22 protein-coding genes and 1 other RNA gene are annotated in these 23,328 nt (G+C 68.5%); 13 read left to right on the top strand and 10 right to left on the bottom strand.

Going from position 1 to position 23,328, the window contains the following annotated elements; all coding sequences use genetic code 11:
• Positions 1-3 precede the first annotated feature (3 nt).
• The gene (nagZ, locus tag EV652_RS01880) at positions 4-1,494 is read left to right on the top strand and encodes a beta-N-acetylhexosaminidase (protein ID WP_132207181.1); all 1,491 of its coding nucleotides are present in this window, start codon (positions 4-6) and stop codon (positions 1,492-1,494) included.
• Here nagZ and EV652_RS01875 read toward each other — a convergent pair.
• On the bottom strand, positions 1,475-2,686 hold the full coding sequence (locus EV652_RS01875) for an ROK family protein (protein WP_132207180.1): 1,212 nt from the start codon (positions 2,684-2,686) through the stop codon (positions 1,475-1,477). The genes nagZ and EV652_RS01875 overlap by 20 nt on opposite strands.
• An 82-nt stretch (positions 2,687-2,768) precedes the next feature.
• On the opposite strand from EV652_RS01875, the gene EV652_RS01870 reads away from it, so the two are divergent.
• From EV652_RS01870 to EV652_RS01850, 5 genes are all read left to right on the top strand, one after another.
• Positions 2,769-4,460 carry a glycoside hydrolase family 13 protein gene (locus EV652_RS01870; RefSeq protein WP_132207179.1) on the top strand — a complete coding sequence of 564 codons (1,692 nt, stop codon included), beginning with the start codon at positions 2,769-2,771 and terminating at the stop codon, positions 4,458-4,460.
• A 240-nt stretch (positions 4,461-4,700) separates the two neighbouring features.
• On the top strand, positions 4,701-5,834 hold the full coding sequence (locus EV652_RS01865) for a Nif3-like dinuclear metal center hexameric protein (protein ID WP_199237955.1): 1,134 nt from the start codon (positions 4,701-4,703) through the stop codon (positions 5,832-5,834).
• Positions 5,816-6,619 carry a zinc ribbon domain-containing protein gene (locus EV652_RS01860; protein ID WP_242001493.1) on the top strand — a complete coding sequence of 268 codons (804 nt, stop codon included), beginning with the start codon at positions 5,816-5,818 and terminating at the stop codon, positions 6,617-6,619. Before EV652_RS01865 ends, EV652_RS01860 begins: the two co-directional genes overlap by 19 nt.
• Positions 6,616-7,734: a bifunctional RNase H/acid phosphatase gene (locus tag EV652_RS01855; RefSeq protein ID WP_132207178.1), complete on the top strand. Its 1,119-nt coding sequence runs from the start codon at positions 6,616-6,618 to the stop codon at positions 7,732-7,734. Before EV652_RS01860 ends, EV652_RS01855 begins: the two co-directional genes overlap by 4 nt.
• Positions 7,735-7,778: 44 nt before the next feature.
• Positions 7,779-9,215 (top strand): RNB domain-containing ribonuclease, encoded by a 1,437-nt coding sequence (locus EV652_RS01850; RefSeq protein WP_132207177.1) that lies wholly within the window; start codon positions 7,779-7,781, stop codon positions 9,213-9,215.
• Here the strand turns inward: EV652_RS01850 and EV652_RS01845 are convergent.
• The gene (locus EV652_RS01845; RefSeq protein ID WP_132207176.1) at positions 9,204-9,770 is read right to left on the bottom strand and encodes a TetR/AcrR family transcriptional regulator; all 567 of its coding nucleotides are present in this window, start codon (positions 9,768-9,770) and stop codon (positions 9,204-9,206) included. The genes EV652_RS01850 and EV652_RS01845 overlap by 12 nt on opposite strands.
• Positions 9,771-9,822: 52 nt before the next feature.
• On the opposite strand from EV652_RS01845, the gene EV652_RS01840 reads away from it, so the two are divergent.
• A complete protein-coding gene (locus tag EV652_RS01840) occupies positions 9,823-10,308 on the top strand; it encodes a GNAT family N-acetyltransferase (protein ID WP_132207175.1) in 486 nt (161 codons plus the stop codon).
• On the opposite strand, the gene EV652_RS01835 is transcribed toward EV652_RS01840, so the two are convergent.
• The 3 genes from EV652_RS01835 to EV652_RS01825 all read right to left on the bottom strand — a co-directional run bounded on the left by EV652_RS01835 (position 10,305) and on the right by EV652_RS01825 (position 12,277).
• On the bottom strand, positions 10,305-11,441 hold the full coding sequence (locus EV652_RS01835) for an alpha/beta hydrolase (protein WP_132207174.1): 1,137 nt from the start codon (positions 11,439-11,441) through the stop codon (positions 10,305-10,307). The two genes, EV652_RS01840 and EV652_RS01835, sit on opposite strands and share 4 nt — an antisense overlap.
• 56 nt (positions 11,442-11,497) lie before the next feature.
• Positions 11,498-11,900, bottom strand: an RNA gene (gene rnpB, locus EV652_RS01830) — RNase P RNA component class A.
• Between the two features lie 8 nt (positions 11,901-11,908).
• Positions 11,909-12,277: a DUF952 domain-containing protein gene (locus tag EV652_RS01825; protein WP_132207173.1), complete on the bottom strand. Its 369-nt coding sequence runs from the start codon at positions 12,275-12,277 to the stop codon at positions 11,909-11,911.
• A 97-nt stretch (positions 12,278-12,374) separates the two neighbouring features.
• On the opposite strand from EV652_RS01825, the gene EV652_RS01820 reads away from it, so the two are divergent.
• Together EV652_RS01820 and EV652_RS01815 are read left to right on the top strand one after the other, a co-directional pair.
• On the top strand, positions 12,375-13,874 hold the full coding sequence (locus tag EV652_RS01820; protein ID WP_132207172.1) for a S10 family peptidase: 1,500 nt from the start codon (positions 12,375-12,377) through the stop codon (positions 13,872-13,874).
• A complete protein-coding gene (locus tag EV652_RS01815) occupies positions 13,871-14,095 on the top strand; it encodes a hypothetical protein (RefSeq protein WP_132207171.1) in 225 nt (74 codons plus the stop codon). The genes EV652_RS01820 and EV652_RS01815 overlap by 4 nt, the downstream gene beginning before the upstream one ends.
• Before the next feature lie 64 nt (positions 14,096-14,159).
• Here EV652_RS01815 and map read toward each other — a convergent pair whose 3' ends face one another.
• Positions 14,160-15,008 carry a type I methionyl aminopeptidase gene (map, locus tag EV652_RS01810; protein ID WP_132207170.1) on the bottom strand — a complete coding sequence of 283 codons (849 nt, stop codon included), beginning with the start codon at positions 15,006-15,008 and terminating at the stop codon, positions 14,160-14,162.
• Positions 15,009-15,061: 53 nt separating this feature from the next.
• On the opposite strand from map, the gene EV652_RS01805 reads away from it, so the two are divergent.
• Positions 15,062-15,250: a hypothetical protein gene (locus EV652_RS01805; protein WP_132207169.1), complete on the top strand. Its 189-nt coding sequence runs from the start codon at positions 15,062-15,064 to the stop codon at positions 15,248-15,250.
• A gap of 188 nt (positions 15,251-15,438) precedes the next feature.
• On the opposite strand, the gene EV652_RS01800 is transcribed toward EV652_RS01805, so the two are convergent.
• Positions 15,439-16,017 (bottom strand): histone H1-like repetitive region-containing protein, encoded by a 579-nt coding sequence (locus tag EV652_RS01800; protein ID WP_132207168.1) that lies wholly within the window; start codon positions 16,015-16,017, stop codon positions 15,439-15,441.
• Between the two features lie 327 nt (positions 16,018-16,344).
• On the opposite strand from EV652_RS01800, the gene EV652_RS01795 reads away from it, so the two are divergent.
• A complete protein-coding gene (locus EV652_RS01795; RefSeq protein ID WP_132207167.1) occupies positions 16,345-17,094 on the top strand; it encodes a helical backbone metal receptor in 750 nt (249 codons plus the stop codon).
• A 128-nt stretch (positions 17,095-17,222) separates the two neighbouring features.
• Positions 17,223-17,399, top strand: coding sequence for a hypothetical protein (locus tag EV652_RS43875; protein ID WP_158441066.1), 177 nt, complete (start codon positions 17,223-17,225; stop codon positions 17,397-17,399).
• Between the two features lie 44 nt (positions 17,400-17,443).
• On the opposite strand, the gene EV652_RS01790 is transcribed toward EV652_RS43875, so the two are convergent.
• Entirely contained in the window at positions 17,444-17,941 is a 498-nt protein-coding gene (locus EV652_RS01790; protein WP_132207166.1) for an NUDIX hydrolase, read from the bottom strand.
• Positions 17,942-18,036: 95 nt separating this feature from the next.
• Here EV652_RS01790 and EV652_RS01785 point away from each other — a divergent pair, with 95 nt between their 5' ends.
• Positions 18,037-18,939: an aldo/keto reductase gene (locus tag EV652_RS01785; protein ID WP_132207165.1), complete on the top strand. Its 903-nt coding sequence runs from the start codon at positions 18,037-18,039 to the stop codon at positions 18,937-18,939.
• A gap of 40 nt (positions 18,940-18,979) precedes the next feature.
• Here EV652_RS01785 and panB read toward each other — a convergent pair whose 3' ends face one another.
• Both panB and EV652_RS01765 read right to left on the bottom strand, forming a co-directional pair.
• A complete protein-coding gene (gene panB, locus EV652_RS46105; protein WP_369409989.1) occupies positions 18,980-21,262 on the bottom strand; it encodes a 3-methyl-2-oxobutanoate hydroxymethyltransferase in 2,283 nt (760 codons plus the stop codon).
• A 148-nt stretch (positions 21,263-21,410) separates the two neighbouring features.
• A complete protein-coding gene (locus tag EV652_RS01765) occupies positions 21,411-23,306 on the bottom strand; it encodes an NAD+ synthase (RefSeq protein WP_242001492.1) in 1,896 nt (631 codons plus the stop codon).
• Positions 23,307-23,328 lie beyond the last annotated feature (22 nt).

Genomic DNA, 23,328 nt, shown 5'->3' with positions numbered 1-23,328 from the left:
GGAATGAGTGATCACCTGGATCGTGAGGCCGCCGGCGCGCTGATCGTCGGCTTCGACGGGACCACCGCCCCGGACGACCTGCGTCGCGCTGTCGCGGCCGGACTCGGCGCGGTCATCCTGTTCACCCGCAACGTCGCCGACGCCGAACAGGTCGCCGCCCTGACCGCCACCCTCCGGGCGGAGCGGCCGGACCTGGTCATCGCGATCGACCACGAGGGCGGCGAGTTCAGCCACCTCGCTCCGGCCAACCCCTGGCCGCTGGCCTCGCCGCGGATCCTCGGCGACCTCGACGACGTGGACCTGACCCGCGCGTCCGCGCGGGACGCCGCCGCGACACTGGCGAGTCTCGGTATCGACCTGATGCTCGCGCCGTCGGTCGACGTGAACAGCAACCCGGCGAACCCGATCATCTCCACCCGCTCGTTCGGCGCCACCGCGGACCTGGTCTCGCGGCACGGCGTCGCCTTCGTCGAAGGTGTCCACGAGGCCGGGATCGCCGCCTGCCCGAAGCACTTCCCTGGCCACGGAGACGTCAGTGTCGACTCACACCTCGACCTGCCCCGGGTCGACCGCTCGATCGAGCAGGTGACCGAGGTCGAGCTCGCTCCGTTCAAGGCCACCATCGCGGCCGGCGCCGACGTGGTGATGAGCGCCCATGTCGTCTTCTCCGCGTACGACGACCAGCCGGCCACGCTGTCGCGTCGCCTCCTCACCGGGTTGCTCCGCGAGGAACTCGGGTTCAACGGTGTGATCACCACCGACGCGCTGGAGATGCAGGCGATCACCAAGAACCAGTCGATCGAGGACGCCGCGGTCGCGTCCGTCCGGGCCGGTGCAGATCTCGCCATGATCGCGATCGGAGCCGCCGACCCGCGCGCGCTCACCGCCCGCATGGTCGATGCGGTCAGCAACGGTTCCCTCGACGCCGAGCGGGTCGCCGACGCGGCCGGCCGGGTCCGTGCCCTCGCCGCGACGTTGCAGACCCGCACCCGGCAGCCCGGCCTCGACGGCGCCCCGATCCGCGAGGTCGCCACTCGTGTGGTCGCCGGCCAGACCCTGCCGGCGCTCGGTGGCGCGCCGTACGTGGTCGACCTGACTCAGGGCCTGCACCCGGCCTGGAACCCCTATTTCAGTGGGCTTCCGGACATCTTCAGCCGGATCGCACCCGGTTCGGACGGCGTGGTCCTGCGCGGCGAACACAGGCTGCTCGACGGCGCCGGCACCCAGTCCGAGGGTGCTATCGCCCGTGCCGCGGCGGCCGCGGCCAGTCGCCCGTTGGTCATCGCGGTGCAGGACGCCGTACGTACGCCGTGGATGCGCGAAGCGCTGACCACCTTGCTGCAGAACCGCGGCCCGGACACCGTCGTCCTGTGCACCGGCATCCCGGAGGATCGCGCGCTCGTCCCGGAGGGCGTCGCCACCGGTACGACGTCCGGCCGGAACCTGATCGTCCTCGAAGCGGTCGTCAGAGCCCTTACCCGGGCCGGCAGCTGAGGCGCAGGTCGAGGGCGTTCTGCTCGACGTAGTTGAGGGCGTGCCGGACGGCGCCGACGGAGACGATCGCGTCGCCAAGGGACGAGACGGCGACGCGCGGCGGCGTACTGGTGAAGCCGGCCAACTGCTCCTCGATCTCGGGCAGCAGCGACTTGGATGCTTCGGCGACCGCGCCGCCCAGCACGATCAGCTCAGGGTTGAACAGGATGCCGAGCGTGGCCACCACCCGGGCGGTCCGGCCGGCGACGTACTCGAGGATGCCTAGGGCAACTTCGTCACCGGCGTCCGCGGCCGTGAAGACCAGCTCCGCGGTGACCGGTCGGTCGCCGGCCAGGGTCCGCAGTGCCGTTTCCACCGCCGGATCGGCGACGGCCGCGACACCGCGTTCGCGGGCGATCCGGGCGATGCCGTGGGTGTCGCCGACGCCCTCGACGAGCTTGAGATAGACCATCTCACCGGCACCGCCGCGGCTGCCGTGCAGCAGTCGGCCGGAGTCCATCAAGCCCGACCCGAACCGCTCACTGGCCAGCAGTACGGCGAGGTCGCCGACGTTCCGGCCTTCGCCACGCCAGTGCTCGCCGAGGGCAGCAAGGTTCGCGTCGTTCTCCAGCAGCACCGGCCAGCCGTGCAGCACGGTCAGTCGCGGGGCCAGACCGGTGTCGAAGCGCCGCCAAAATTCGTCGTCGACCAGGATGTTGCCGTCCCGATCGACCGGCGCGGCCACACCGGCGCCGGCCGCGAGCACCTGCGCATCCGTCACCTGCGCGGTCTCGAGCGCCTCGACGACGGTCTCGTGCACGATCTCGGTCCGGTCGGCCGCCGTCGGGTCGCCGGACACCGAGCGCACCACCTTGGCGATCGTCTCGCCGCGCAGATCGGTGACCAGCACGGTGGTCTTACCCGCGCCGATGTCGATCCCGAGCACGCATCCGGCGCGGCTGTTGTACTCGAACCGCCGTGACGGCCGGCCAACGGAGGTGTCGCGGCCCGGATCGAGCTCGACCACCCAGCCCATCGAGATCAGGTCGTTGCAGACCGCGTGCACGGTGGCGCGGGTCAGGCCGGTCGCCTCGATCAGGCCGGTTCCTGTCATCACCCCGGCCTTCGCGAGCACACCGAGTAGCTTCCCCGCGTTGACCCGGCGCAGCATCGGCGGCGTCGCCGTGGGCGGAGTGGCCGCTGGTCTCGCCATGAAAAGCCCCTTGACCTGTCGTGGAACGGAAGCGCAGAATACTGCAGAATCTAAATTTAGAGTCTATATAAACAAGCGGGCAATGTCGCCGCAACCGCCTGGAAACCTGAACCCCGCGCCTGCCGACCCAAGTGAGGCCTTCTTGACCAGCACGCAGCCGACGACAGACCGAGACTGGTGGCGCCAGGCCGTCGTCTACCAGATCTACCCGCGCAGCTTCGCCGACGCCAACGGTGACGGTGTCGGCGATTTGCCGGGCATCATCAGCCGCGTTCCGTACCTCGCGTCCCTGGGTATCGACGCGGTCTGGCTGAGCCCGTTCTACCCGTCCGCGCTGGCCGACGGCGGGTACGACGTCGACGACTACCGCAACGTGGACCCGCGGCTCGGGACCCTCGACGACTTCGACCAGCTCGTCGCCGCGTTGCACGAGGCGGGGATCAAGCTGATCGTCGACATCGTCCCGAACCACACCTCCAACCGGCACGAATGGTTCGTCGAGGCGCAGGACGCCCCGAAGGACTCGCCGGCCCGGGACCGGTACATCTTCCGCGAAGGCGACGGCGACGAGCCGCCGTCGGACTGGGACTCGGTGTTCGGCGGATCCGCGTGGGCGCAGCTCGAGGACGGGCAGTGGTATCTGCACCTGTTCGCGGCCGAGCAGCCGGACCTGAACTGGGAGCACCCGGAGGTCCGCGCGGACTTCCTGACGACACTGAGGTTCTGGTCGGATCGCGGTGTCGACGGCTTCCGCGTCGACGTCGCGCACGCCCTGGTGAAGAACCTGAGCGAGCCGTTCCCGTCGAAGACCACGCTGCCCCGGCAGTCCGAGTCCAACGGCGCGCATCCGCTCTGGGACCAGGACGGCGTACACGAGATCTATCGCGAGTGGCGGACGGTCCTGAACGAGTACGACCCGCCCCGGTCGGCGGTGGCCGAGGCGTTCGTGCCAGCCGCGCGCCGGGCCCGGTACGCGAGTGCGGACGGGCTCGGGCAGGCGTTCAACTTCGACCTGCTGCAGGCGGACTGGGAGTACGAGAAGTTCCGGCAGGTGATCGAGGACAACCTCGCCTTGGCCGAGCAGAACGGGTCGTCCTCGACCTGGGTGTTCTCCAACCACGATGTCGTCCGGCACGCGACCCGGTACGGGTTGCCGAAGGACCCGTCCGGCCTTTGGCAGGACGGGAAGGCGTGGCTGCTCAGCAACGGCACCGAGCCGACGGTCGACGTCGAGCTGGGCCTGCGGCGGGCGCGTGCGGCGGTGCTGCTGATGCTGGCGTTGCCGGGATCGGCGTACCTGTACCAGGGGGAGGAGCTGGGGCTGCAGGAGGTCGGCGAGCTGCCGGCGGCGAACCTGCAGGACCCGGCGTACTTCCGGTCGAAGGGTGCTGAGAAGGGTCGCGACGGCTGCCGGGTGCCGATCCCGTGGACGGTCGACGGACTGTCGTTCGGCTTCGGCTCGGGCGGTTCGCACCTGGTGCAGCCGAAGTGGTTCGGCGGCTACTCGGTCGAGGCGCAGGAGGGCGACCCGGGGTCGACGCTGAGCCTCTACCGCAAGGCTCTCGCCGTACGCCGGGGACTCCAGACAGGCAACTCGCTCACCTGGGCTGACGGCGGCGACTTCGTCCTGCACTTCACCCGGCCCGGCGGCTGGCAGTCCATCACCAACTTCGGCGCCGCCCCGGTCGAGCTCCCCGAGGCCGCGGTAGTCCTGGCCAGCGGTCCACTCGAGGGCGACAAACTGCCGGGTGACACCACCGCCTGGCTGATCTGACCCTCGATCCGTGGATCCTGCCGAGGCCATGTCTGTCGGTCCAGCGCCTACTGTGCGGCACTCGGCACGGCACCTCGCCGCACTGGAGCGAAGGTCACGATGAAAACCACATCGAGACCTTCGCTCCAGCACGCCGATGCACCGCACCGAGCACCTGCTCGCTACGGCGCTGGACCGACAGACATGACCACCCAGGATCCACGGACCGAGTACGCCACCCCGTGCGGCAGGATGGGGATTGTGAATCCGACGGTTGGTGACGTGGTTGCTGTGCTCGATCGGCTGTATGACCCAGCCTGGGCGGAGAGCTGGGACGCGGTCGGGCTGGTGACCGGGGATCCGGACCAACCGGTACGGCGGATTCTGTTCGCGGTCGACCCGATGCGGGCCGTCGTGGACGAAGCCATCACTGGTGACTTCGACCTCCTCGTCACCCACCATCCGCTCCTGCTGCGCGGGGTCCACAGCGTCGCGGGTACGACGCCCAAGGGCCGCGTCGTCCGCGACCTGATCAAGAGCAACACGGCTCTGCACGTGTGCCACACCAACGCGGACAATGCGAACCCAGGTGTCAGTGACGCCCTCGCAGCCGTTCTCGGTCTACGGGACACCCGTCCGCTCAAGGCCCTGCCGTCCGACCCGATGGACAAGCTCGTCGTGTTCGTCCCGGTCGAGGAAACGCAGGCCATGCTCGACGCGTTGGCGAAGGCCGGTGCGGGCCGGATCGGGGACTACGAACGGGCCGCCTGGAGTGGGACCGGCGAAGGGACCTTCCGGCCGCTCGAAGGTGCCAACCCGACCGTCGGACAGGTCGGCGACATCGAGGTGGTCGCCGAGAACCGGCTCGAGATGCTCGTGCCGCGGCGGAACCGTCGAGCCGTCGTCGAAGCGCTGAAGGCAGCCCACTCCTACGAGGAGCCGGCCTTCGACATCTACGAGCTGGCCGTGCTGCCGAGTGAGCGTGGCGGCGGGCGGGTCGGCGTACTCCCGGAACCGATGCTGCTGAAGGACTTCGCCCGGCTGGTCGCCGACAACCTTCCGCAGACGGAGCACGGCGTACGGGTGTCCGGAGATCCTGACCGGACCATCGAGACTGTCGCCGTGGTCGGGGGAGCGGGTGACTCGGAGTTCGACCGAGTTCGCGCCGCGCGCGTGGACGCGTATGTCACTGCCGACCTCCGGCACCACCCCGCGACCGAGGCCCGCGCGTACGACGAAGGACCCGCGTTAATCGACGTCGCGCACTGGGCCAGCGAGTGGCCGTGGCTGCGGGACGCGGAGCGGCTCCTGCTCGAAGGGTTGGCAGACCAAGGCAGTACCGTGGACACTCACATCTCGACGCTCCGTACGGACGCGTGGAACCTGCGGCTCTGAGTCCGCGGCAACTGACAACTGAACGAACTAAGGAGCCGACTCTGAACGCCGAGCCCGCTGTCCAACGCCGGTTACTGGAACTGCAGGATCTCGACCTGCAGCTGGATCAGGTCGCCCACAAACGCAAATCGCTCCCCGAGCACAAGACCCTGGCCGAGCTGGCCGCGGAGAAGTCGGTGGTCGACCGCGAGCTCGTCACCGCCGACACCGAGGTCAGCGACCTGCAGCGGGAGCAGAAGAAGGCCGACAGTGATGTCGAGCAGGTGCGGCAGCGCAAGGCCCGCAACCAGCAGCGGCTCGACTCCGGGCAGGTCACCTCGCCGAAGGACTTGGAGAACCTGCAGCACGAGGTCGGTTCGCTGGACCGGCGGATCTCCGATCTCGAGGATGCCGAGCTCGAGGTGATGGAGAAGCTGGAGGCGGCCGAGGCGGTGCAGGCCGACCTGCGGACCCGCGCCGAGACGTTCGCCGGCCGGCAGGCCGAGCTGGAGACCTCCCGCGACGCGGCGCTCAAGGAGCTCGACGAGCAGCGCGCGCAGCTCGGCGACCAGCGGGCCACGATCTCCGCCGAGCTCCCGGATGCTCTCGTCACGCAGTACCAGCGACTCCGCGAGCACAACGGCGGGATCGGTGCCGCGCCGCTGGTCGGCAAGCGGTGCATGGGCTGCCGGATGGAGCTGGCGCCGTCCGACCTGAACCGGATCAAGGCGTCCCCGCCGGACGCCGTACTGCGGTGTGAGGAGTGCGGCCGGATCCTCGTCCGCACGCCGGAGAGCGCCGCATGACTTATCGCCATGTCATCGTCGAGGCTGATGGTGGGTCACGCGGGAACCCTGGGCCGGCGGCGTACGGCGCTCTGGTCCGCGACCCAGTGACGGGCGAGGTGATCGCGCAGTCCGGGAAGACGCTCGGCATCGCGACCAACAACGTCGCCGAGTACTCCGGTCTGATCGCCGGGCTCGAGCTGGCCGCGGAGTACGCGCCGGACGCCTCGATCGAGGTGCGGATGGACTCCAAGCTCGTGATCGAGCAGATGGCCGGCCGGTGGAAGATCAAGCACCCGGACCTGCAGCCGCTCGCGATCAAGGCCCAAGGGCTGGCGCCGTTCGGGACCGAGTGGACCTGGGTGCCGCGGGCGCAGAACGCCGCCGCGGACGCGCTGGCGAACATGGCCCTGGACGGCGTACCGATCCCGCTGAAGCCTTCAGTCGTCGAGGCTGCGGCCGTCAAGGAACCGTCGGATCTGCAGAAGGCGATCCAGGGCTGGGGTGCGCAGGCCGAGCCGCCGACGCAGCTGATCTTCCTGCGCCACGGCGAGACTCCACACACCGTGGAGAAGCGGTTCTCCGGATCCGGTGGCGACAACCCCGGGCTGAGCGACACCGGCCGGGCTCAGGCGCACGCGGCCGCGGAGTACCTGTCCCGGATCGGTGGCGTGGACGCGATGGTGACGTCGCCGATGCTGCGGACGCGGCAGACGGCAGAGATCGTCGCGGCCGGTCTCGGGCTCGAGCCGGTTGTCGACGACGGCTGGGTCGAGTGCTCCTTCGGTGACTGGGACGGGCACACGTTCGCGGAGGTCCAGCAGAAGTGGCCGGACGCGCTGAACGCGTGGATGGAGTCGACCGCGGTCGCACCGCCAGGGGGCGAGTCGTTCGACCAGTGCGCGCGGCGGGCCCGGTCGGCGCGGGACGGGCTGCTGTCCAGATACCCGGGCAAGACCGTTGTCGTCGTCACCCATGTCACGCCGATCAAGCTGATGGTGCGGTCGGTGCTGCAGGCCCCGATGTCGTCGATGTTCCGGATGGAGTTGCGCCCGGCAACGCTCACCGAGATTCACTGGTACGCCGACGGCCTGGCCTCACTGCGCTCCTTCAATGTGCAACCCTCGCTAGTCTGACCTCACGCACACACCGAGTGCGCTGACCAGGACGGAGAGCTCACGTGCCTTTGCAGAGGGTTCATTTCGCCGAGGCTGTGCCGGAAGTCTTCCGGGCGTCACTGCAAGCGATCCGGCATGAGCTGGAGGTCCCGGCGGAGTTCCCGGCCGAGGTGGTCGCCGCGGCGCTGCAGGCGGCGAAGAACCCTCGCCTGCCTGAGCTCGACCGGACCGACCTCGACTTCGTCACCATCGACCCGCCGGACTCGATGGATCTGGACCAGGCGCTGTACATCGAGCGCAACGGTGACGGCTACACGGTGTACTACGCGATCGCCGACGTCGCCGCGTTCGTCCAGCCCGGCGACCCGATCGACGTCGAGGCCCGCCGTCGCGGCGAGACCCTCTACGCCCCGGACAAGCGCACCCCGCTGCACCCGCCGGAGCTGTCCGAGGGTGCGGCCTCGCTGCTGCCCGACCAGGTCCGTCCCGCCGTGCTGTGGACGATCTCGGTCGACGCGGCCGGTGAAGGCACCAAGGTGGTCTGCGAGCGCGCGCTGGTGAAGTCGCGCGCCAAGCTCAACTACGCCGGCGTCCAGAAGGACCTCGACGCCGGCAACGCCTCGGAGTCGCTGCAACTGCTGCGCGAGGTCGGCAAGCTCCGTGAGCAGCGCGAGCTAGCCCGCGGCGGCGTGAACCTGCCCATCCCGGACCAGGAAGTCGTCACCTCCAACCACGGCTGGGGTCTGGAGTTCCGCGCACCACTACCGGTCGAGGGCTGGAACGCGCAGATCTCGCTGCTCACCGGGATGGCCGCCGCGCAGCTGATGATGCGCGGCGGAATCGGCATCCTGCGGACGCTGCCGGAGTCGCACGAGGATCTGCGCCGCAAGCTGGGGAACACGGCCAAGGCACTCGGGATCACTTGGCCGGACGGGACGTCGTACGCGGCGTTCATCCATGGGCTGGATCCGAAGGTTCCGGCGCACGCGGCGATGCTGGCGGCGTGCACGGTGCTGTTCCGCGGCGCCGGGTACAGCGCGTTCTCCGACGGTGTGCCGGAGCAGCCGGAGCATGCGGCGATGAAGGCGGAGTACGCGCACGTCACCGCGCCGCTGCGGCGGCTGGTGGACCGGTGGACCGCGGAGATCTGCGTGGCGCTGTCCGCGGGCACCGAGGTGCCGACGTGGGTGCGCGAGTCGATGGACGAGATCCCGAAGACCATGGACGACGCGGATCGCCGGGCGCACGCGTACGAGCGATCGATCGTCAGCATGGTCGAGGCCGGGTTGGTGGCCGATGAGGTCGGTTCCGAGTTCGACGGTGTCATCACCGAGGTCGACAAACGCGACAACACCCGCGGCATCGTCGTGCTGTCCACGTTGGCGATCGAGGGGCGCCTGTCCGGTACGACGCCACTGCCGCTGGGCCGGCCGGTCCGCGTCAAACTCGTCGAAGCCGATATCGCCAAGCGCCTGGTCGCCTTCGAACTAGTCTCCTAGGTAATCCTCGACCGCTTTGGTCGTGCGCTTGAGATCACCGGTCGCCAGCAGGTCCAGCAGGGCGCCGCGGAGCATCGCCAGCACGGCGGTACGACGTGCCTCCGCCTCGGCGGACCCGGGATCGGGCTGACTTGCCTTGAGCAGCTCGAGCCAGTCGTCCACCGTCGAGCGGCCGTAGTCCGCCCACGGGCCTTCTGGCGCGACCAGCGAGCGCCCGTACGCCTCGACCCAGAACTTCATCAACGGCCGTCGTTCGGGCGCGGCCAGCCACGTCCACAGCTCCCTGGCGACCACGGTCAGTCCTGGCGGTTCGTCGTACCGGGCGTCGAGCTGCCGCAGCAGTTCGAGCTCGTCGACGCGGGCTCGGGCGAGGAGGGCGCGGATCAGGCCGTCCTTGCTGCCGAACAGGAACAGCAGGACCCGTGGGCTGGAGCCGATCGCCGTCGCGAGCGGGCGCAGCGACAGGTCGGCCAGTCCGTGGGTGAGCGAGTACGCGTAGGCGCGCTCGAGCAGTTCCTGCTCGCGCGCGGACGGGGCTGGCTTCGTGGTCGGCACAACGCTAGTATCGCTTACTGAAACAGTCGTGTCAGTAGATTGGGTAGGGTTGATGACAAAGCTGATCAGGAAGCTGGGGGAGCCGGGCGACCTTGGCTGGGTGGTGCAGTCGCACGCCGAGATCTACGCGGCGGAGTACGGCTGGGGTCTGTCGTACGAGGTCTTGATCGCGCAGATCGTCGCGGCGTACGCGACCGACTACGACGACTCACGGGAGGCCGCGTGGATCGCCGAGGTGGACGGCGTTCGGGCCGGCAGCATCTTCTGCGTGCGCGGTCCGGACGAGACGACCGCTCAACTGCGGCTGCTGCTCGTCACCCCGGACGCGCGCGGTCTCGGCCTCGGCGCTGACCTGGTCGACACCTGCCTGGCCTTCGCCCGCGCGGTCGGCTACAAGCGGATGGTGCTGTGGACCAACGATCCGCTGGTCGCCGCCGGGCACATCTACCTTGCCCGCGGCTTCCGCCTCACCGGCTCCGAGCAGCATGACTCCTGGGGTGAGAGCCTCGTCGGCCAGACGTACGAGCTCGATCTCTAGGAGCTGCAGGCGGGGGCGCCTGGGGCTGGGGAGCGATAGATGGCGTGCGCCAGGAACGTGCTGACGTAGCCGTTCTGGACGCGGAGAGCGTGGCGTGGTCCGGCGCTGCCGAGTGGGAGGTACGTCCGGAGCGGCAGGGCCAGGTAGTAGGCGCCGTAGTCGGTGAAGTTGTAGTGGCGCGTCCCCGGGATGGTGGCGCACCACGACGTACTGCTGCTTGCCTTGAGCAACGACAGGGTGCGGTCCCGGTCCTCGTCGCCGCGGGCGTCCGGGCCGCAGACGCCGGTGATGCAGGAGTCGTCGGCGCCGAGCAGGAGGATCGGCGCCTGCACGCCCTTCGTCACCGCCTCGCCGTACGGGCTGCCATCCAGGTCGACCGCAGCCGCACACCGGCCGTCGGTCCGGCAGGCTTCGAGTGCTGCCGCGCCGCCGAACGAGTGGCCGACGTACGACGTGCCGATCCCGGACTCCACGCTGTTCGGCAGTTGCTTGGCGACCGTCGAGCCGGCGAACCGGGCGTCGGCGGCCCAGGTGCCGACGAGGCGATCGCCTTCCTTCTCGAGGTCGTTCGGCTTGGCGGCCTCGGTGCTCTCGACCTTCTGCCCGTTTAGGACGGTGAGGTCCGCGCTGTACGTCGGCGTCACGCCAGCCACCAGGTAGCCGTGACTCGCGAGGTCCTCGGCCAGGCTCGCGTACATCGGCGCCGACAGGCCCAAGCCCGGCATCAGTACGACGATCGGGAACCGGCCGGGTGCGACTGCCACCCGGTCGAACGCCGGGTCCCGCAGCGTGTCGAACGCTCCCTGGAACACCGAGGCGGGTGCCTTCAGTTGGAGGTCGCTCCACAGGCCCGGCGCGTACTGCACTTTGCGACCGGTCGTGCTCTTGGCCACCGGGTACCAAAGCCAGACGGACAGTTGGCGCTGCCCTTCGCCGTACGGATCCTTGCGGCCGGTGTCGGTCCACTCGAACGTCCGCCGGCCGACCTGATAGTTGCCGGTCGGGTCGGGTAGTGCCACCGGCTCCGACCGCTGGACCGCCACCCAGCCCACATATCCGCTCCCGGCGAGCAGCGCGAACAGTACGAGGATCACGATCCCCGTACGTACCCGACGTACCCCTCTGCGCGCCATAACCCCAAGCCTGCCATCACCCAGTGCCGAATCCGGTAGATCGGCTGGTGTGTGAGGGAACGGGCCGGTCTGTAAGCCGGATTCTGTGGTCGGCGACCATCCATCTACGGTGACCGTTGCCGGGCACCTCCAGCGGCCTACCCGCGAGCTCGGGCGGGCAGCCCTCGAACGCTCGCGCGGACGGTGGTTGCCCATCGTCCTTCTTGGCCTTGCTCCACGTGGGGTTTACCGAGCCTCCGCAGTCACCTGCGGAGCTGGTGGTCTCTTACACCACCCTTTCACCCTCACCCGCACTCCGATGAACCACGGGGTTCACCGAAGCCGCTGGCGGTCTGCTCTCTGTGGCACTGTCCCGCGGGTTGCCCCGGGTGGGTGTTACCCACCACGCTGCCCTGTGGAGTCCGGACTTTCCTCGGCGTCCACCGGTGGGGTGGACGACGCGATCGCCCGACCGACCCGTTCCGCGTTCAGGATACGGCCTCGGTGGTCACCTCGGGCCAACGGCCGTCGGTAGCCCGCTCGTACGGGCGTACGTCGACCACCGCGTCGAGGTTCAACGGGCCGTAGATGTGCGGGAAGCTGATGCCGATCGCGTCCAGGTCCTCGTCGCAGAGCGCGGACACCAGGCGCTCGGTGTCGATCACCAGCAGGCACAGCGGCTCGTGGACGTCGTCGTACACGAAGTTCGCCACCATGGCCACCTGCTCCGGCCGGGAGGCGTGGATGAACGTCGCCCCGTCGTCGAGGCTCTTGCCCCGCGTCGACCACCGGTAGCAGCCTGCCTGCTTGGCGGCTTCCCACTGGTCCGGAAACGCGATGTGCAGAATCGTCGCCATGCCCACAGGCTAGTGCCGCACCCGTCCCGGTGTGGTGCGGCTTTCCGTGGCTTCACCGTTAGCGAGCCGCTCTTGCGGGTGAACTAAGGTGCTCGGCATGGCGAAGGATGAGAGCACCGAGTCCGTGGCCGAGGTGGCGGCCGAGGAGCAGAAGCCGGCCGAGGCCAAGACGCCCACCGACGATCTGGTGTCGACGCAGCACGTGCTGTCGATCGGCCGGAAGAAGCTGAAGTACACCGCGACGACCGGGCGGATCGTACTGCGGCAGGAGGTGCTGACCGAGGGGAAGTTCGACGGGCACCGGGCGAAGGCGGAGGTGTTCCTGACCGCGTACACGCTGGACGACGCCGATGCCGCCGACCGGCCGGTGACGTTCGCGTTCAACGGCGGCCCGGGCTCGTCGAGCATCTGGCTGCACCTCGGCCTGCTGGGTCCGCGCCGGGTCGTGTCCGGTGACGCCGGTGAGCTCGCGCCCCCGCCGTACGGGCTGGTGGACAACACCGAGTCCTTGTTGCAGCACAGCGACATCGTCTTCATCGACCCGGTGTCGACGGGCTACTCGCGCGCCGTCGAGGGCGAGAAGCCGGGCGACTACCACGGCTTCACCCGCGACCTGGAGTCCGTCGGCGAGGTGATCCGGCTGTGGACGTCGCGCAACGGGCGGTGGATGTCGCCGAAGTTCCTGGCCGGTGAGTCGTACGGTACGACGCGCGCCGCCGGACTGGCCTCGCATCTGCAGGAGCGGTACGGCATGTACCTGAACGGCGTGATGCTGATCTCCGCTGTGCTCGAGTTCGGCACCCTCGACTTCGCGCCGGGCAACGATGTGCCGTACACGTTGTTCCTGCCGTCGTACGCCGCCATCGCGCACTACCACGGTCTCGGGCCGGATCAATCGCTGGACGAGGTGCTCGCGGACGCCGAGCGGTTCGCGGCCGGACGCTACCCGAATGCGCTTGCCCAGGGCAACCGGATCCCGGCTGACTACCGGGCCGAGGTGGTCACCCGGCTGGCGACGTTGACCGGGCTGTCCGAGGACTACCTCGACCGGGTCAACCTGCGGATCGAGCACATGCGCTTCTTCGCCGAACTGCTCCGGTCACGTCGCCAGGTGGTCGGCCGGCTGGACGGCCGCTTCACCGGGTGGGACGCGGACTACGCCGGTGAGACGCCGGGTAAGGACCCGTCGTTCAGCGCGATCATCGGGCCCTACACCGCCGCGCTGAACCACTACGTGCGGGTGGAACTCGACTACAAGAACGATCTGCCGTACGAGATCCTGAACATGGACGCGGCCAAGAACTGGTCCTTCAAGGAGTTCGAGGGCCAGCAGATCACCGTCGCGGACAAACTCGCTGACGCGATGCGGGTCAACCCCCACCTCAAGGTCCACGTCGCGTCCGGCCACTACGACGGAGCCACGCCGTACTTCGCCACCGAACACTCCTTGGCCCGCCTCCAGATCCCGGCCGACCTGGTCGGCAACATCGAGACCAAGTACTACCCGGCGGGCCACATGATGTACCTCCACGAGCCGTCCCGGGTGCAGCAGTCGAAAGACCTGGCCGCCTTCATCCGCTCGGCCTCCAACCGATGATCCTTCCGGCTGAGGTGGCTGCGCGCCTGCACGCACTGCTTGCCACCGGCAAGATCATCTCCAAGACCGCCGCCGGCCACCACGGTGCCGCCGAGTTCCTGTCGTACGCCGACCTCTGCACCCGAGCCATCAACCACCGAGCCGGCCACCCCATCACTTTCACCGTCGCCGACGCGGTACCCACGGTCGCCCTCGGTCGCAGAGTCGTCGTCGCAACCTGAAGGATTACGGGTAGATACCGGGCGAGCACTCCCGGGAGATGAGAGTGCTCGTACTGCGTGAGCCTCACGGCAAGGTGAGGACCTCGGTACCGGTGTCGGTGACGACCAGGGTGTGCTCGAACTGGGCGGTGAGGGACTTGTCCTTGGTGGTGGCGGTCCAGCCGTCGTCCCACAGGTCGTACTCGTGGGTGCCGAGGGTGAGCATCGGCTCGATGGTGAACGTCATCCCGGGCTCGATCACGTCGTCGAAGCGCTCGTCGTCGTAGTGCGGGATGATCAGGCCGGAGTGGAACGACGTCGCGATGCCGTGGCCGGTGAAGTCGCGCACGACGCCGTACCCGAAGCGCTTGGCGTAGGACTCGATCACCCGGCCGATGATGCTGACCCGGCGACCCGGTTTGACCGCCTTGATCCCGCGGTTCAGCGCCTCGCGCGTCCGCTCGACCAGCAGTCGCGTCTGCTCGTCCACGTCGCCGACCAGGAAGGTGGCGTTGTTGTCGCCGTGCACACCGTCCAGGAACGCCGTGATGTCGACGTTGACGATGTCGCCGTCCTCGAGCGGGCGGTCGTCGGGGATGCCGTGACAGATCACCTCGTTGACCGACGTACACAGCGACTTCGGGTAGCCGCGGTAGCCGAGGGTCGACGGGTACGCACCGCGCTCGATCAAGTACTCGTGGCCGACCCGGTCCAGCTCGTCGGTGGTGACACCTGGCTTCGCCGCGTCACCGACCGCCTGCAACGCCTGGGCTGCCAGCTTCCCGGCGACGCGCATCTTCTCGATCAGTTCAGGTGCTGTGACGTAGGAGCCGTCGTACGGCGTCGGAGCCGGCTTCCCGACGTATTCGGGACGCGGGATGGACGCGGGGACTTCGCGGCGCGGCGAGATGATGCCGGGAGTGAGAGGCGACATGGTGGGAACATTGTAGTGAGCTGCGACAAGACTCCCGGGAGGCGGTCATCCAGATGAGCGACGATCACAGCAACGAGTGGTACTACAACGTCAAGACCGGCAAGGTCGAGCCTTACCAGGGGGAGAAATCAGCCGACCGGCTCGGCCCCTACAGCTCGCCGGAAGAGGCGGCCCGGGCACTGGAGAAGGTCCAGGAACGCAATGAGGCCTGGGACAACGACCCCAAGTGGAACGACGACTGACCGCTGAGCACGAAGCAGCCGCTCCGCGGCGAAGTTGTGAAGGTGTGCAACGACGACAGACCACAGAGCAAGGCGCTGCGTGATGGTGCGGTCCGACGACCGATCGTTGAACGCACCGAGGGGCACCACCGTTGATGGTGGTGCCCCTCGGCTTTTTGGTTGGCGTCGCGTCAGAGCGAACGCCCGGTTCAGCGGGTGACCCGGCGGGCCGCGGTCTTGCGGGCCGGAGCCTTGCGTGCCGGGGCCTTCTTCGCCGCGACCTTGCGGACGGGCGCCTTCTTCGCCGCGGTCCGCTTCGCCGGCGCCTTCTTGGCGGCGGTCTTCTTGGCCGGGGCCTTCTTCGCCGCGGTCTTCTTGGCGGGCGCCTTCTTCGCGACCGTCTTCCTCGCGGGCGCCTTCTTGGCCACGGTCTTCTTGGCCGTCGTCCGCTTCGCGGGCGCCTTCTTCGCGACGGTCTTCTTGGCCGTCGTCCGCTTCGCCGGCGCCTTCTTCGCGACCGTCTTCTTCGCCGTCGTCTTCCGCGCGGTGGTCTTCTTCGCAGCAGTTGTCTTCTTGGCAGCGGTCTTCTTGGCGGGCGCCTTGGCAGCGCTGCGCTTTGCTGGCGCCTTCTTTGCCGCACTCACCTTCTTCGTCACTGTCTTCTTCGCTGCGCTGACCTTGCGCGCGGTTGTCGTCTTCGCGGCGCTGGCCTTCTTCGCGACAGTCTTCTTGGCGGGAGAAGCCTTTTTGGCTGTCGCCTTCCCTGCGGCTGCCTTCTTGGCTGGCACTCTGCCTCCTTGGTGCGGCTGAGGAAAACCACGGTGGATTCCTCGTCGTCATGATGATGACAACACTTGGTGGCTACGTAAAGCACCCGAAACGTCTTCAGGTTAAGGCGTCCTGGCCGCAAGCAGGCGCGCAAATGCCGAAAATCCTTGTGCAGAAGGGATTCCGTCGCGCTAAGAGGATGCCCGAAGGGCTCAAGAATTTCTTGGCGACACGCGCACAAAGTTCGTGTCGAACCGCACTTTCGGGGAGTGTTGTCCTCGGCAACGGCCTGCGCGAAGTGAGGTGACGGACGTGTCGAAGAGCGTGTGTGACGACGTCGGAGACGCATGATGAGAGAGCTTGCGGACGACCTCGGCGACGTCGTTGCGATGCCGTCGACAGTGCGTCGCGTGGTCAGCATCGTGCCGTCGTTGACCGAGTCGATCGCAGTGACGCATGCACATCTTCTGGTCGGTGCGACGGACTGGTGCACGCATCCGCGACAGCTCGATGTGACGCGTGTGCGGGGTACGAAGAATCCGGATCTCGATCGCATCCGTGCACTCGCACCCGACGTCGTCATCGCGAATGCCGAAGAGAATCGAGCGGTCGATCTCGACGCGTTGCGGGCGAGTGGAATCGCGGTCTGGACCACCTCGCCGATCACCGTCGCCGAATCACTCGACTCACTCGAACGCATGCTGTCTGCGATCACCGGTGAGTTGCCGGCTTGGTTGCGACAAGCGCGCGACGTGTGGAGTACGCCGTACGACGGGAAGCGGCGGCGGGCCGTCGTACCGATCTGGCGGAGACCGTGGATGGCGTTGGGACGGGACACATTCGCCGGTGATCTGTTGTCGCGGATCGGGATCGACAACGTGTTCGCGGAATCCGGTGAACGTTATCCGCGGATCGATCCTGATGCGTTGCCCGGTTACGACATCGCGGTACTGCCGGACGAGCCTTATGCGTTTTCACCCGATGATGGTCCGGAGGCATTCACCCGGCCGGCGAAGTGTGTCTCCGGCCGGCATCTGACCTGGTACGGCCCGTCACTCGTCGAGGCGCGCGAAGTGCTCACCAGACAGCTCGACTGAGCCGCTCAGCCGACGGTTGTGACGCTGATCGGACGGCTGTGATGCTGATCGGACGGGCGCAGTGATGTGCGACACGATGCCTGCTCGGTCAGCTAGACGGTTAGGTATGCCTCACCTACACTCGCTGCGTGCCATCGATGACCGCGAAGAAGAAGTGCTGCAAGGACAAGCCGAGGTGCAAGAAGTGCCCGGTGGTCCTCAAGCGGCTGGCTGATGCCGGCTGCGCGCAGCGGCTCGATCGCATCCACTACGAGGTCGACAAGAAGATCAAGAAGAAGGTCCTCAAAGAGGCCCGCAGCCGCTGACGCGGTGTCTCAGCACGTGCGGTGCTGACGCAGGATGCGGTGAGTCAGGACGCGCGGCGCAGGATGATGGCGTCGGCCGCCTGGCGGAGCAGTCCGGGGATGGTGACGTGGGCGGCCTGACCGGTGGCCTCGAGGTCGTCGCCGTACCACCAGCCGTGGGCGCTGATCGTCTCCAGCTCGAGTTGCTCCTGGTTGGCGAACGTCACGTCGACGCCGTCCACCGCGACCGCGAAGAACGTCTGGGTCTGGATGATCGGGCACCCGCCCCACTCGAACTCGATCGTGTTCGTCGCCAGCGGCGTACCGAGTGAGTCGATCGGCAGGTGGATGCCGACCTCCTCGCGCAGTTCGCGGCTGGCCGCTTCCACGATCGTCTCACCGGCTTCCACGCCGCCGCCGATGGTGAACCAGTACGGCGTCTGTGGCTTCAGCGGATCCCAGCCGTGCAGCAGCAGCACCTTGCCGTCCGGGCGGACCGGCAGCACGCGGGCCGTCGTACGCCGGACGACGGTGCCTGGTGGTGGCAGACGAGGATCGCTCACACAACAAAACGCTAGACGAGGAAGGCCGTCCCGCGTCGGCTGATGCGGCGCGTCTCACATTAGTTGCCGTACACATCAGGTGGCACGATCGACGTATGACGGCAACGATCGGCCTCGGACTGGCAGCGCTCGGACGACCCGGGTACATCAACCTCGGACACGACGAGGATCTGCCGCCGGGGCGCGCGATCGAGGACCTGAGAGCGCGCACACATCAACTCCTCGAGCAGGCCTGGCAGGCCGGTGTTCGCTACTTCGACGCCGCGCGTTCGTACGGTCTTGCCGAAGTCTTCCTCGGCGAGTGGCTGACACCCGAGCGACGTGACCAGCTCACCATCGGTTCGAAGTGGGGCTATACGTACGTCGCCGACTGGCGGCACGACGTGGACACACACGAGGTGAAGGACCACTCGCTCGCGACGTTCGAACGGCAATGGCCAGAGACCCTTCAAGCGCTTGGTGGAGCACCCGACTTCTACCTGGTCCACAGCCTCACGGCGGACAGTCCGGCGCTCGGCGACGCGCAACTGCTGGACCGCCTCGGTCAGCTTGCGGCCGACGGCGTACGCGTCGGATTGTCGACAAGCGGACCACAGCAGGCCGAGACTCTGCGCACGGCGTTGGAGCTCAACGGACCGTTCACCGCTGTGCAGGCGACCTGGAACGTGCTCGAGACCTCAGCCGGTGCCGCGCTCGCCGAGGCGCACGGCGCAGGTTGGTTCGTGGTGGTGAAGGAAGCCGTCGCCAACGGACGTTTGACCGCGAAGGCCGGTGAGACCCCGTTCAACGAGTACGCCCGTCAGCACGGCATCACGCCCGACGCACTGGCGATCGGCGCCGCGGCCGCACAGCCCTGGGCCGACGTCGTCCTCAGCGGCGCAAGCACCGCGGAGCAACTCGCCAGCAACCTCGCCCACCAGACCGCCGGCCCCCTCACCGAGTTCGTCCAACAACCAGACGAGTACTGGACCGAACGCTCAACCCTGCCCTGGATCTAACCCACCGCGTAGCACGCGTGGGGCGACCGACCGGGTGCGGCTAGAAGGTGTGTTCGTCGGTGGGGAAGGCTCCGGAGGCTACTTCGGCGGCGTAGGTGGTGGCTGCGGAGGTGAGGATGCCGCGTAGGTCGGCGTACCGCTTGACGAAGCGGGGCATCGTGCCGGAGCGCATGCCGGCCATGTCCTGCCAGACGAGGACCTGTGCGTCCGTGTCGCGGCCTGCGCCGATGCCAATGGTCGGGATCGTGACGCGCTTGGTGATCTCCGCGGCGACGTCGCCCGGCACCATCTCGAGGACGACGGAGAACGCGCCGGCCTCGGCCAGTGCGATCGCGTCGTCGATCAGCCCGGCCGCCTGGTCGCCGCGACCCTGGACCCGGTAACCACCGATGCTGTGTTCGCTCTGCGGTGTGAAGCCGATGTGCGCCATCACCGGGATGCCGGACTGGGTCAGCTTCTCCACCATCGGTACGACGGTCCGGCCGCCCTCGAGCTTGACCGCGTGCACACCCGCTTCCTTCATGAACCGGACGGCGGTGTGGAACGCCTGCTCGGGTGACGCCTGGTACGAGCCGAACGGCAGGTCCGCGACGACCAGTGCACGGTCGACAGCACCGGCGACCGCGCGGGCCAACGGGATCAGCTCGTCGACTGTGACGCGGAGAGTCGTCTCGTAGCCGAAGACGTTGTTCGCGGCGGAGTCGCCGACCAGCAGCACCGGGATGCCGGCCTGGTCGAAGATCTCAGCGGTGTACTGGTCGTACGCCGTCAGCATCGCCCACTTCTCGCTGCGGTTCTTCATGTCGCGGAGGTGGTGGATGCGGTATCGGCGCGGCCGCTTGCTGCCCTCACCCAGGCCCGCGGCCGAGGATCCCTGAGCTGGAGACCCAGCGGATGCCTGAGCGTCTGCAGGACCGCCCACCTGTGCAGTGACAGGACTGCTCACCTGTGCACTAGCCGGCGCGGGAGCGCCGCCGGGAGTACTCGGCGCGGGGGTAGTCGGTGCGGGAGAACCGCCGGCATTGGTCGGTGCAGGAGGGTTGCCGGCCTCGGCCTCGGCCTCGCCGCCGGCGGCCTGAGCCCGCCGAGCACGGTGTGAACCGGTGTTCTCGTTCGCCACCTGGCTCGGTGCGTCCTGCTGCACGTCCGCACGTCGCCGCGCGCCGACACGCTTGGGCTGCTCGCTCACCGGTGCGTCGCTCTCGTACTCCGCACTCGGGTCGGACGGGTAGCCGTTGTCCGACTGTCCTCCGGACTCCTGCCCGTAGTTGCCCTCCAGCATCTCCGGCAGGTACGCCGTGATGGTCGGAGTGTCCCCCACGTAGTTGCCCGGTGGGTTCGCAGGAGGCGATGCGGGCCGCTGGTTCTGCGGCTGCTGCGGAGGCTGCTGGCCCTGCGGCTGCGCGGGAGGAGGCGGTGGCGTTGGTGCCTGGCTCTGTGGCTGCTGCGGAGTCACGCCGTTGTTGTGTGCGGGCGTGCCATTCTGCGCAGCTGCTGGGGCAGGGCCGCTCCAGTTGGCGTTGCTGGTCCCGTTGGAACCGTGCGGTGCCGGTGCGTGCTGGGTCAGACCGTTGTTGCCGGCCTGCGGTGGAGCGGGCGGGCGCTGCGGCTGCTGCGGCGGTGTGCCGGGCGCCGGCGCCTGCCGGTTCGGCGGTACGCCGTTACTCCCTGGACCGAACGGACTCGGCCGACCTTGCGGCGGGGGAGGGCCTACCGGCGTCTGCTGTGGCTGCTGCGGCCGGAACGGGCTCTGCTCCTGGAACTGACCGAACGGCGACTCGTCACCACGAGCCTGCCCCGGCTCACCACGACCCGGCTCACCACGTCCCGGCTCACCACGACCGGGCTCACCACGACCGGGCTCACCACGACTCGGCTCTCCACGACTCGGCTCTCCACGACCCGGCTCTCCACGACCCGGTTCTGTGCGCGCGGACTCGCCGTAGTACTCCGACCGCTGCTGCTCGCCGTACGTGCGGCCCTGCGGCTGCTCGCCGTACGGACGAGGCTGAGGCTGCGGCTGGTCGCCGTACCGCTGCTGCTGTGGTTGCTGCGCGGGCGGTGGCGGGGGCGATGCCGGCAGGTACGGAGGCTTCGGGACGTACGGCTGTTGGGGCACCGGGCCGCGTTCGTAGGACCTGGGGGCGTTCGGCAACGACGGCGACGGGTCGAGTCCGAGGCCGTTGCCGCGGTCCCGCCAGGTGTCGTCGCCGTACTCCGAGCGGCGGTGCTCCTCGGTTGTCCGGTTCTTCGGTCCGGTCCCGTACGGCGAGGGCAGCTCGTCGTCGTCCTGGGTACCGGCCGACTGGAAGTTGTCAACCATGCCTTCATCGTCCCACCGTTGCGGAGGGTGAGCGCTACCGGTTGCGCCTGAGCGATCGCTCACATCGTCGGAGGGCAGGCCGGAGCGGTCCGTGAACTCCTCGGGGGAGCCCCACGGGGTGTCGGAGGTCGGGCGGTACCGCCAGGAATCAGTCAGTGCTCTCCGCCACCTTCCGGGCCTCCTCACCAGTCACCGGTACGTCCGAACCGGTGTCCTCACCTGACACCGGGACGTCCTCATCCGTCGCCGGTGTCGCCGAACTGTCCGTAGCCTTCACGTGCGCCGCCTTGCGGGCGTCCTCACGCCAGGCGTTCGTGATCGGCAGTCGGCGGTCCCGGCCGAATGCCTTGTGGGTGATCTTCGGGCCCGGCGGATACTGCCGCCGTTTGTACTCCGCCCGGTCGACCAGCTGGATCACCTTGCTCACGAGCTCGGTCTCGAACCCGGCCGCGACCAGCTCGGCGCTGCCGCGGTCCTGCTCGACGTAGTCGTCCAGCATGTCGTCGAGCAGGTCGTACGGCGGCAGCGAGTCGGTGTCCTGCTGGCCTGGCCGCAGCTCCGCCGACGGCGGCTTGGCGATCGAGTTCTCCGGGATCGGCGGCTGCTGGCCGCGCGCCTTCGCGTCCGCGTTGCGCCACTTCGCCAGCCGCCAGACCACCGTCTTCGGTACGTCCTTCAGCGGTGCGTACCCGCCGACCGCGTCACCGTAGATGGTCGAGTAGCCGACGGACAGCTCGGACTTGTTGCCGCAGGCAAGCACCAGGTGGCCGTCGGCGTTCGACAGGCCCATCCAGATCACCGCCCGGACCCGCGCCTGCAGGTTCTCCTCGGGCAGACCGGTCAGGCCGAGGGTGTCGATGAACGGCTGCACCATCGGCTGGATCGGCACCACCCGGTAGTTCAGACCGGTCCGGGCGGCGAGCTCGGCCGCGTCGTCGCGGGAGTGGTCGCTGGAGTACACACTCGGGTTGGAGATGCCGAAGACGTGCTCGGACCCGATCGCGTCACAGGCGATCGCGGCGACCAGCGACGAGTCGATGCCGCCGGACAGCCCGAGCAGGACCGACTTGAAGCCGTTCTTCTGCACGTAGTCACGCAGTCCGGTGACGATCGCGCCGTACATCTCGGCCTCGTCCGCCAGCCGGGGCGCGACAGCCGTGGCGATCGGTTCGTACGACGGCAACGCGTCGTCCTGGATCACGGTGTGGACGATGTCGATGCCTTCGTGCGACCCGGACGGCGTACCTGCCGGCGCGGGCAGGTCGAGGTCGACCACCATGCTGCCCTGCTCGAACTGCGGGGCGCGGGCGAACACCTTGCCGTCGGCATCGGCGATCAGCGAGTCGCCGTCGAAGACGAGCTCGTCCTGGCCGCCGACCAGGTTGACGTAGGCGAGCGAGCAACCGGCCTCGCGGGCACGACGTCGGACCAGGTCACCGCGGACGTCGTCCTTGTTGGCCTCGTACGGCGAGCTGTTGATGACCAGCAGCAGACCGGCACCCGCGGCCTTGGTCACCGCGACCGGACCGCCGTCCTGCCAGAGGTCCTCGCAGATGACCAGCGCGACGTCGACACCGTGGATCCGAACCACCTGCAGGGTGCTGCCGGGGACGAAGTGCCGGAACTCGTCGAAGACGCCGTAGTTCGGCAGGTGGTGCTTGACCGCGCTGGTGACGACGCGACCCTGGTGGATCACCGCGGCGCTGTTGGTCGGGGAGCCCTTGGGCCGGCCGAGCCGGTCGACGCCCATCGCCGTACCGGTGGCGCGGTCGAGGTAGCCGCAGACGACCACGATGTCGCCGAGACCTTCGTCGGCCAGCCGGGTGGCGAGGTCCTGGATACGGGCCTGCGACGCGTCCACGAACGAGGCCCGCAGGGCCAGATCCTCGACCGGATAGCCGGTCAGGGCGAGCTCCGGGAAGGCCACCACATGGGCACCCCGCTCGACGGCGTTACGGGTCCACGCGACGATCTTCTCGGCGTTCCCGTCGATGTCACCGACGGTCACATTGAGCTGAGCGAGAGCAACCCGTAGCTGAGGCACGGGAGCACATTACTGGTTCCCT

The organism is Kribbella steppae, from assembly GCF_004342025.1.
GTDB classification, from domain to species: Bacteria; Actinomycetota; Actinomycetes; order Propionibacteriales; family Kribbellaceae; genus Kribbella; species Kribbella steppae.
This window is presented reverse-complemented; position numbering and strand designations above follow the sequence as displayed.

Excerpts from the sequence above, each read along its gene's own strand:
- EV652_RS01805 (WP_132207169.1), top strand. The coding sequence starts at position 15,062 with ATGAGCGACGATCACAGCAACGAGTGGTACTACAACGTCAAGACCGGC.
- map (WP_132207170.1), bottom strand. The coding sequence starts at position 15,008 with ATGTCGCCTCTCACTCCCGGCATCATCTCGCCGCGCCGCGAAGTCCCC.
- panB (WP_369409989.1), bottom strand. The coding sequence starts at position 21,262 with ATGGTTGACAACTTCCAGTCGGCCGGTACCCAGGACGACGACGAGCTG.
- EV652_RS01795 (WP_132207167.1), top strand. The coding sequence starts at position 16,345 with ATGATGAGAGAGCTTGCGGACGACCTCGGCGACGTCGTTGCGATGCCG.
- EV652_RS01835 (WP_132207174.1), bottom strand. The coding sequence starts at position 11,441 with ATGGCGCGCAGAGGGGTACGTCGGGTACGTACGGGGATCGTGATCCTC.
- EV652_RS01825 (WP_132207173.1), bottom strand. The coding sequence starts at position 12,277 with ATGGCGACGATTCTGCACATCGCGTTTCCGGACCAGTGGGAAGCCGCC.
- EV652_RS01785 (WP_132207165.1), top strand. The coding sequence starts at position 18,037 with ATGACGGCAACGATCGGCCTCGGACTGGCAGCGCTCGGACGACCCGGG.
- EV652_RS01855 (WP_132207178.1), top strand. The coding sequence starts at position 6,616 with ATGACTTATCGCCATGTCATCGTCGAGGCTGATGGTGGGTCACGCGGG.
- EV652_RS01875 (WP_132207180.1), bottom strand. The coding sequence starts at position 2,686 with ATGGCGAGACCAGCGGCCACTCCGCCCACGGCGACGCCGCCGATGCTG.
- EV652_RS01815 (WP_132207171.1), top strand. The coding sequence starts at position 13,871 with ATGATCCTTCCGGCTGAGGTGGCTGCGCGCCTGCACGCACTGCTTGCC.
- nagZ (WP_132207181.1), top strand. The coding sequence starts at position 4 with ATGAGTGATCACCTGGATCGTGAGGCCGCCGGCGCGCTGATCGTCGGC.
- EV652_RS01840 (WP_132207175.1), top strand. The coding sequence starts at position 9,823 with ATGACAAAGCTGATCAGGAAGCTGGGGGAGCCGGGCGACCTTGGCTGG.
- EV652_RS01870 (WP_132207179.1), top strand. The coding sequence starts at position 2,769 with ATGTCGCCGCAACCGCCTGGAAACCTGAACCCCGCGCCTGCCGACCCA.
- EV652_RS01820 (WP_132207172.1), top strand. The coding sequence starts at position 12,375 with ATGGCGAAGGATGAGAGCACCGAGTCCGTGGCCGAGGTGGCGGCCGAG.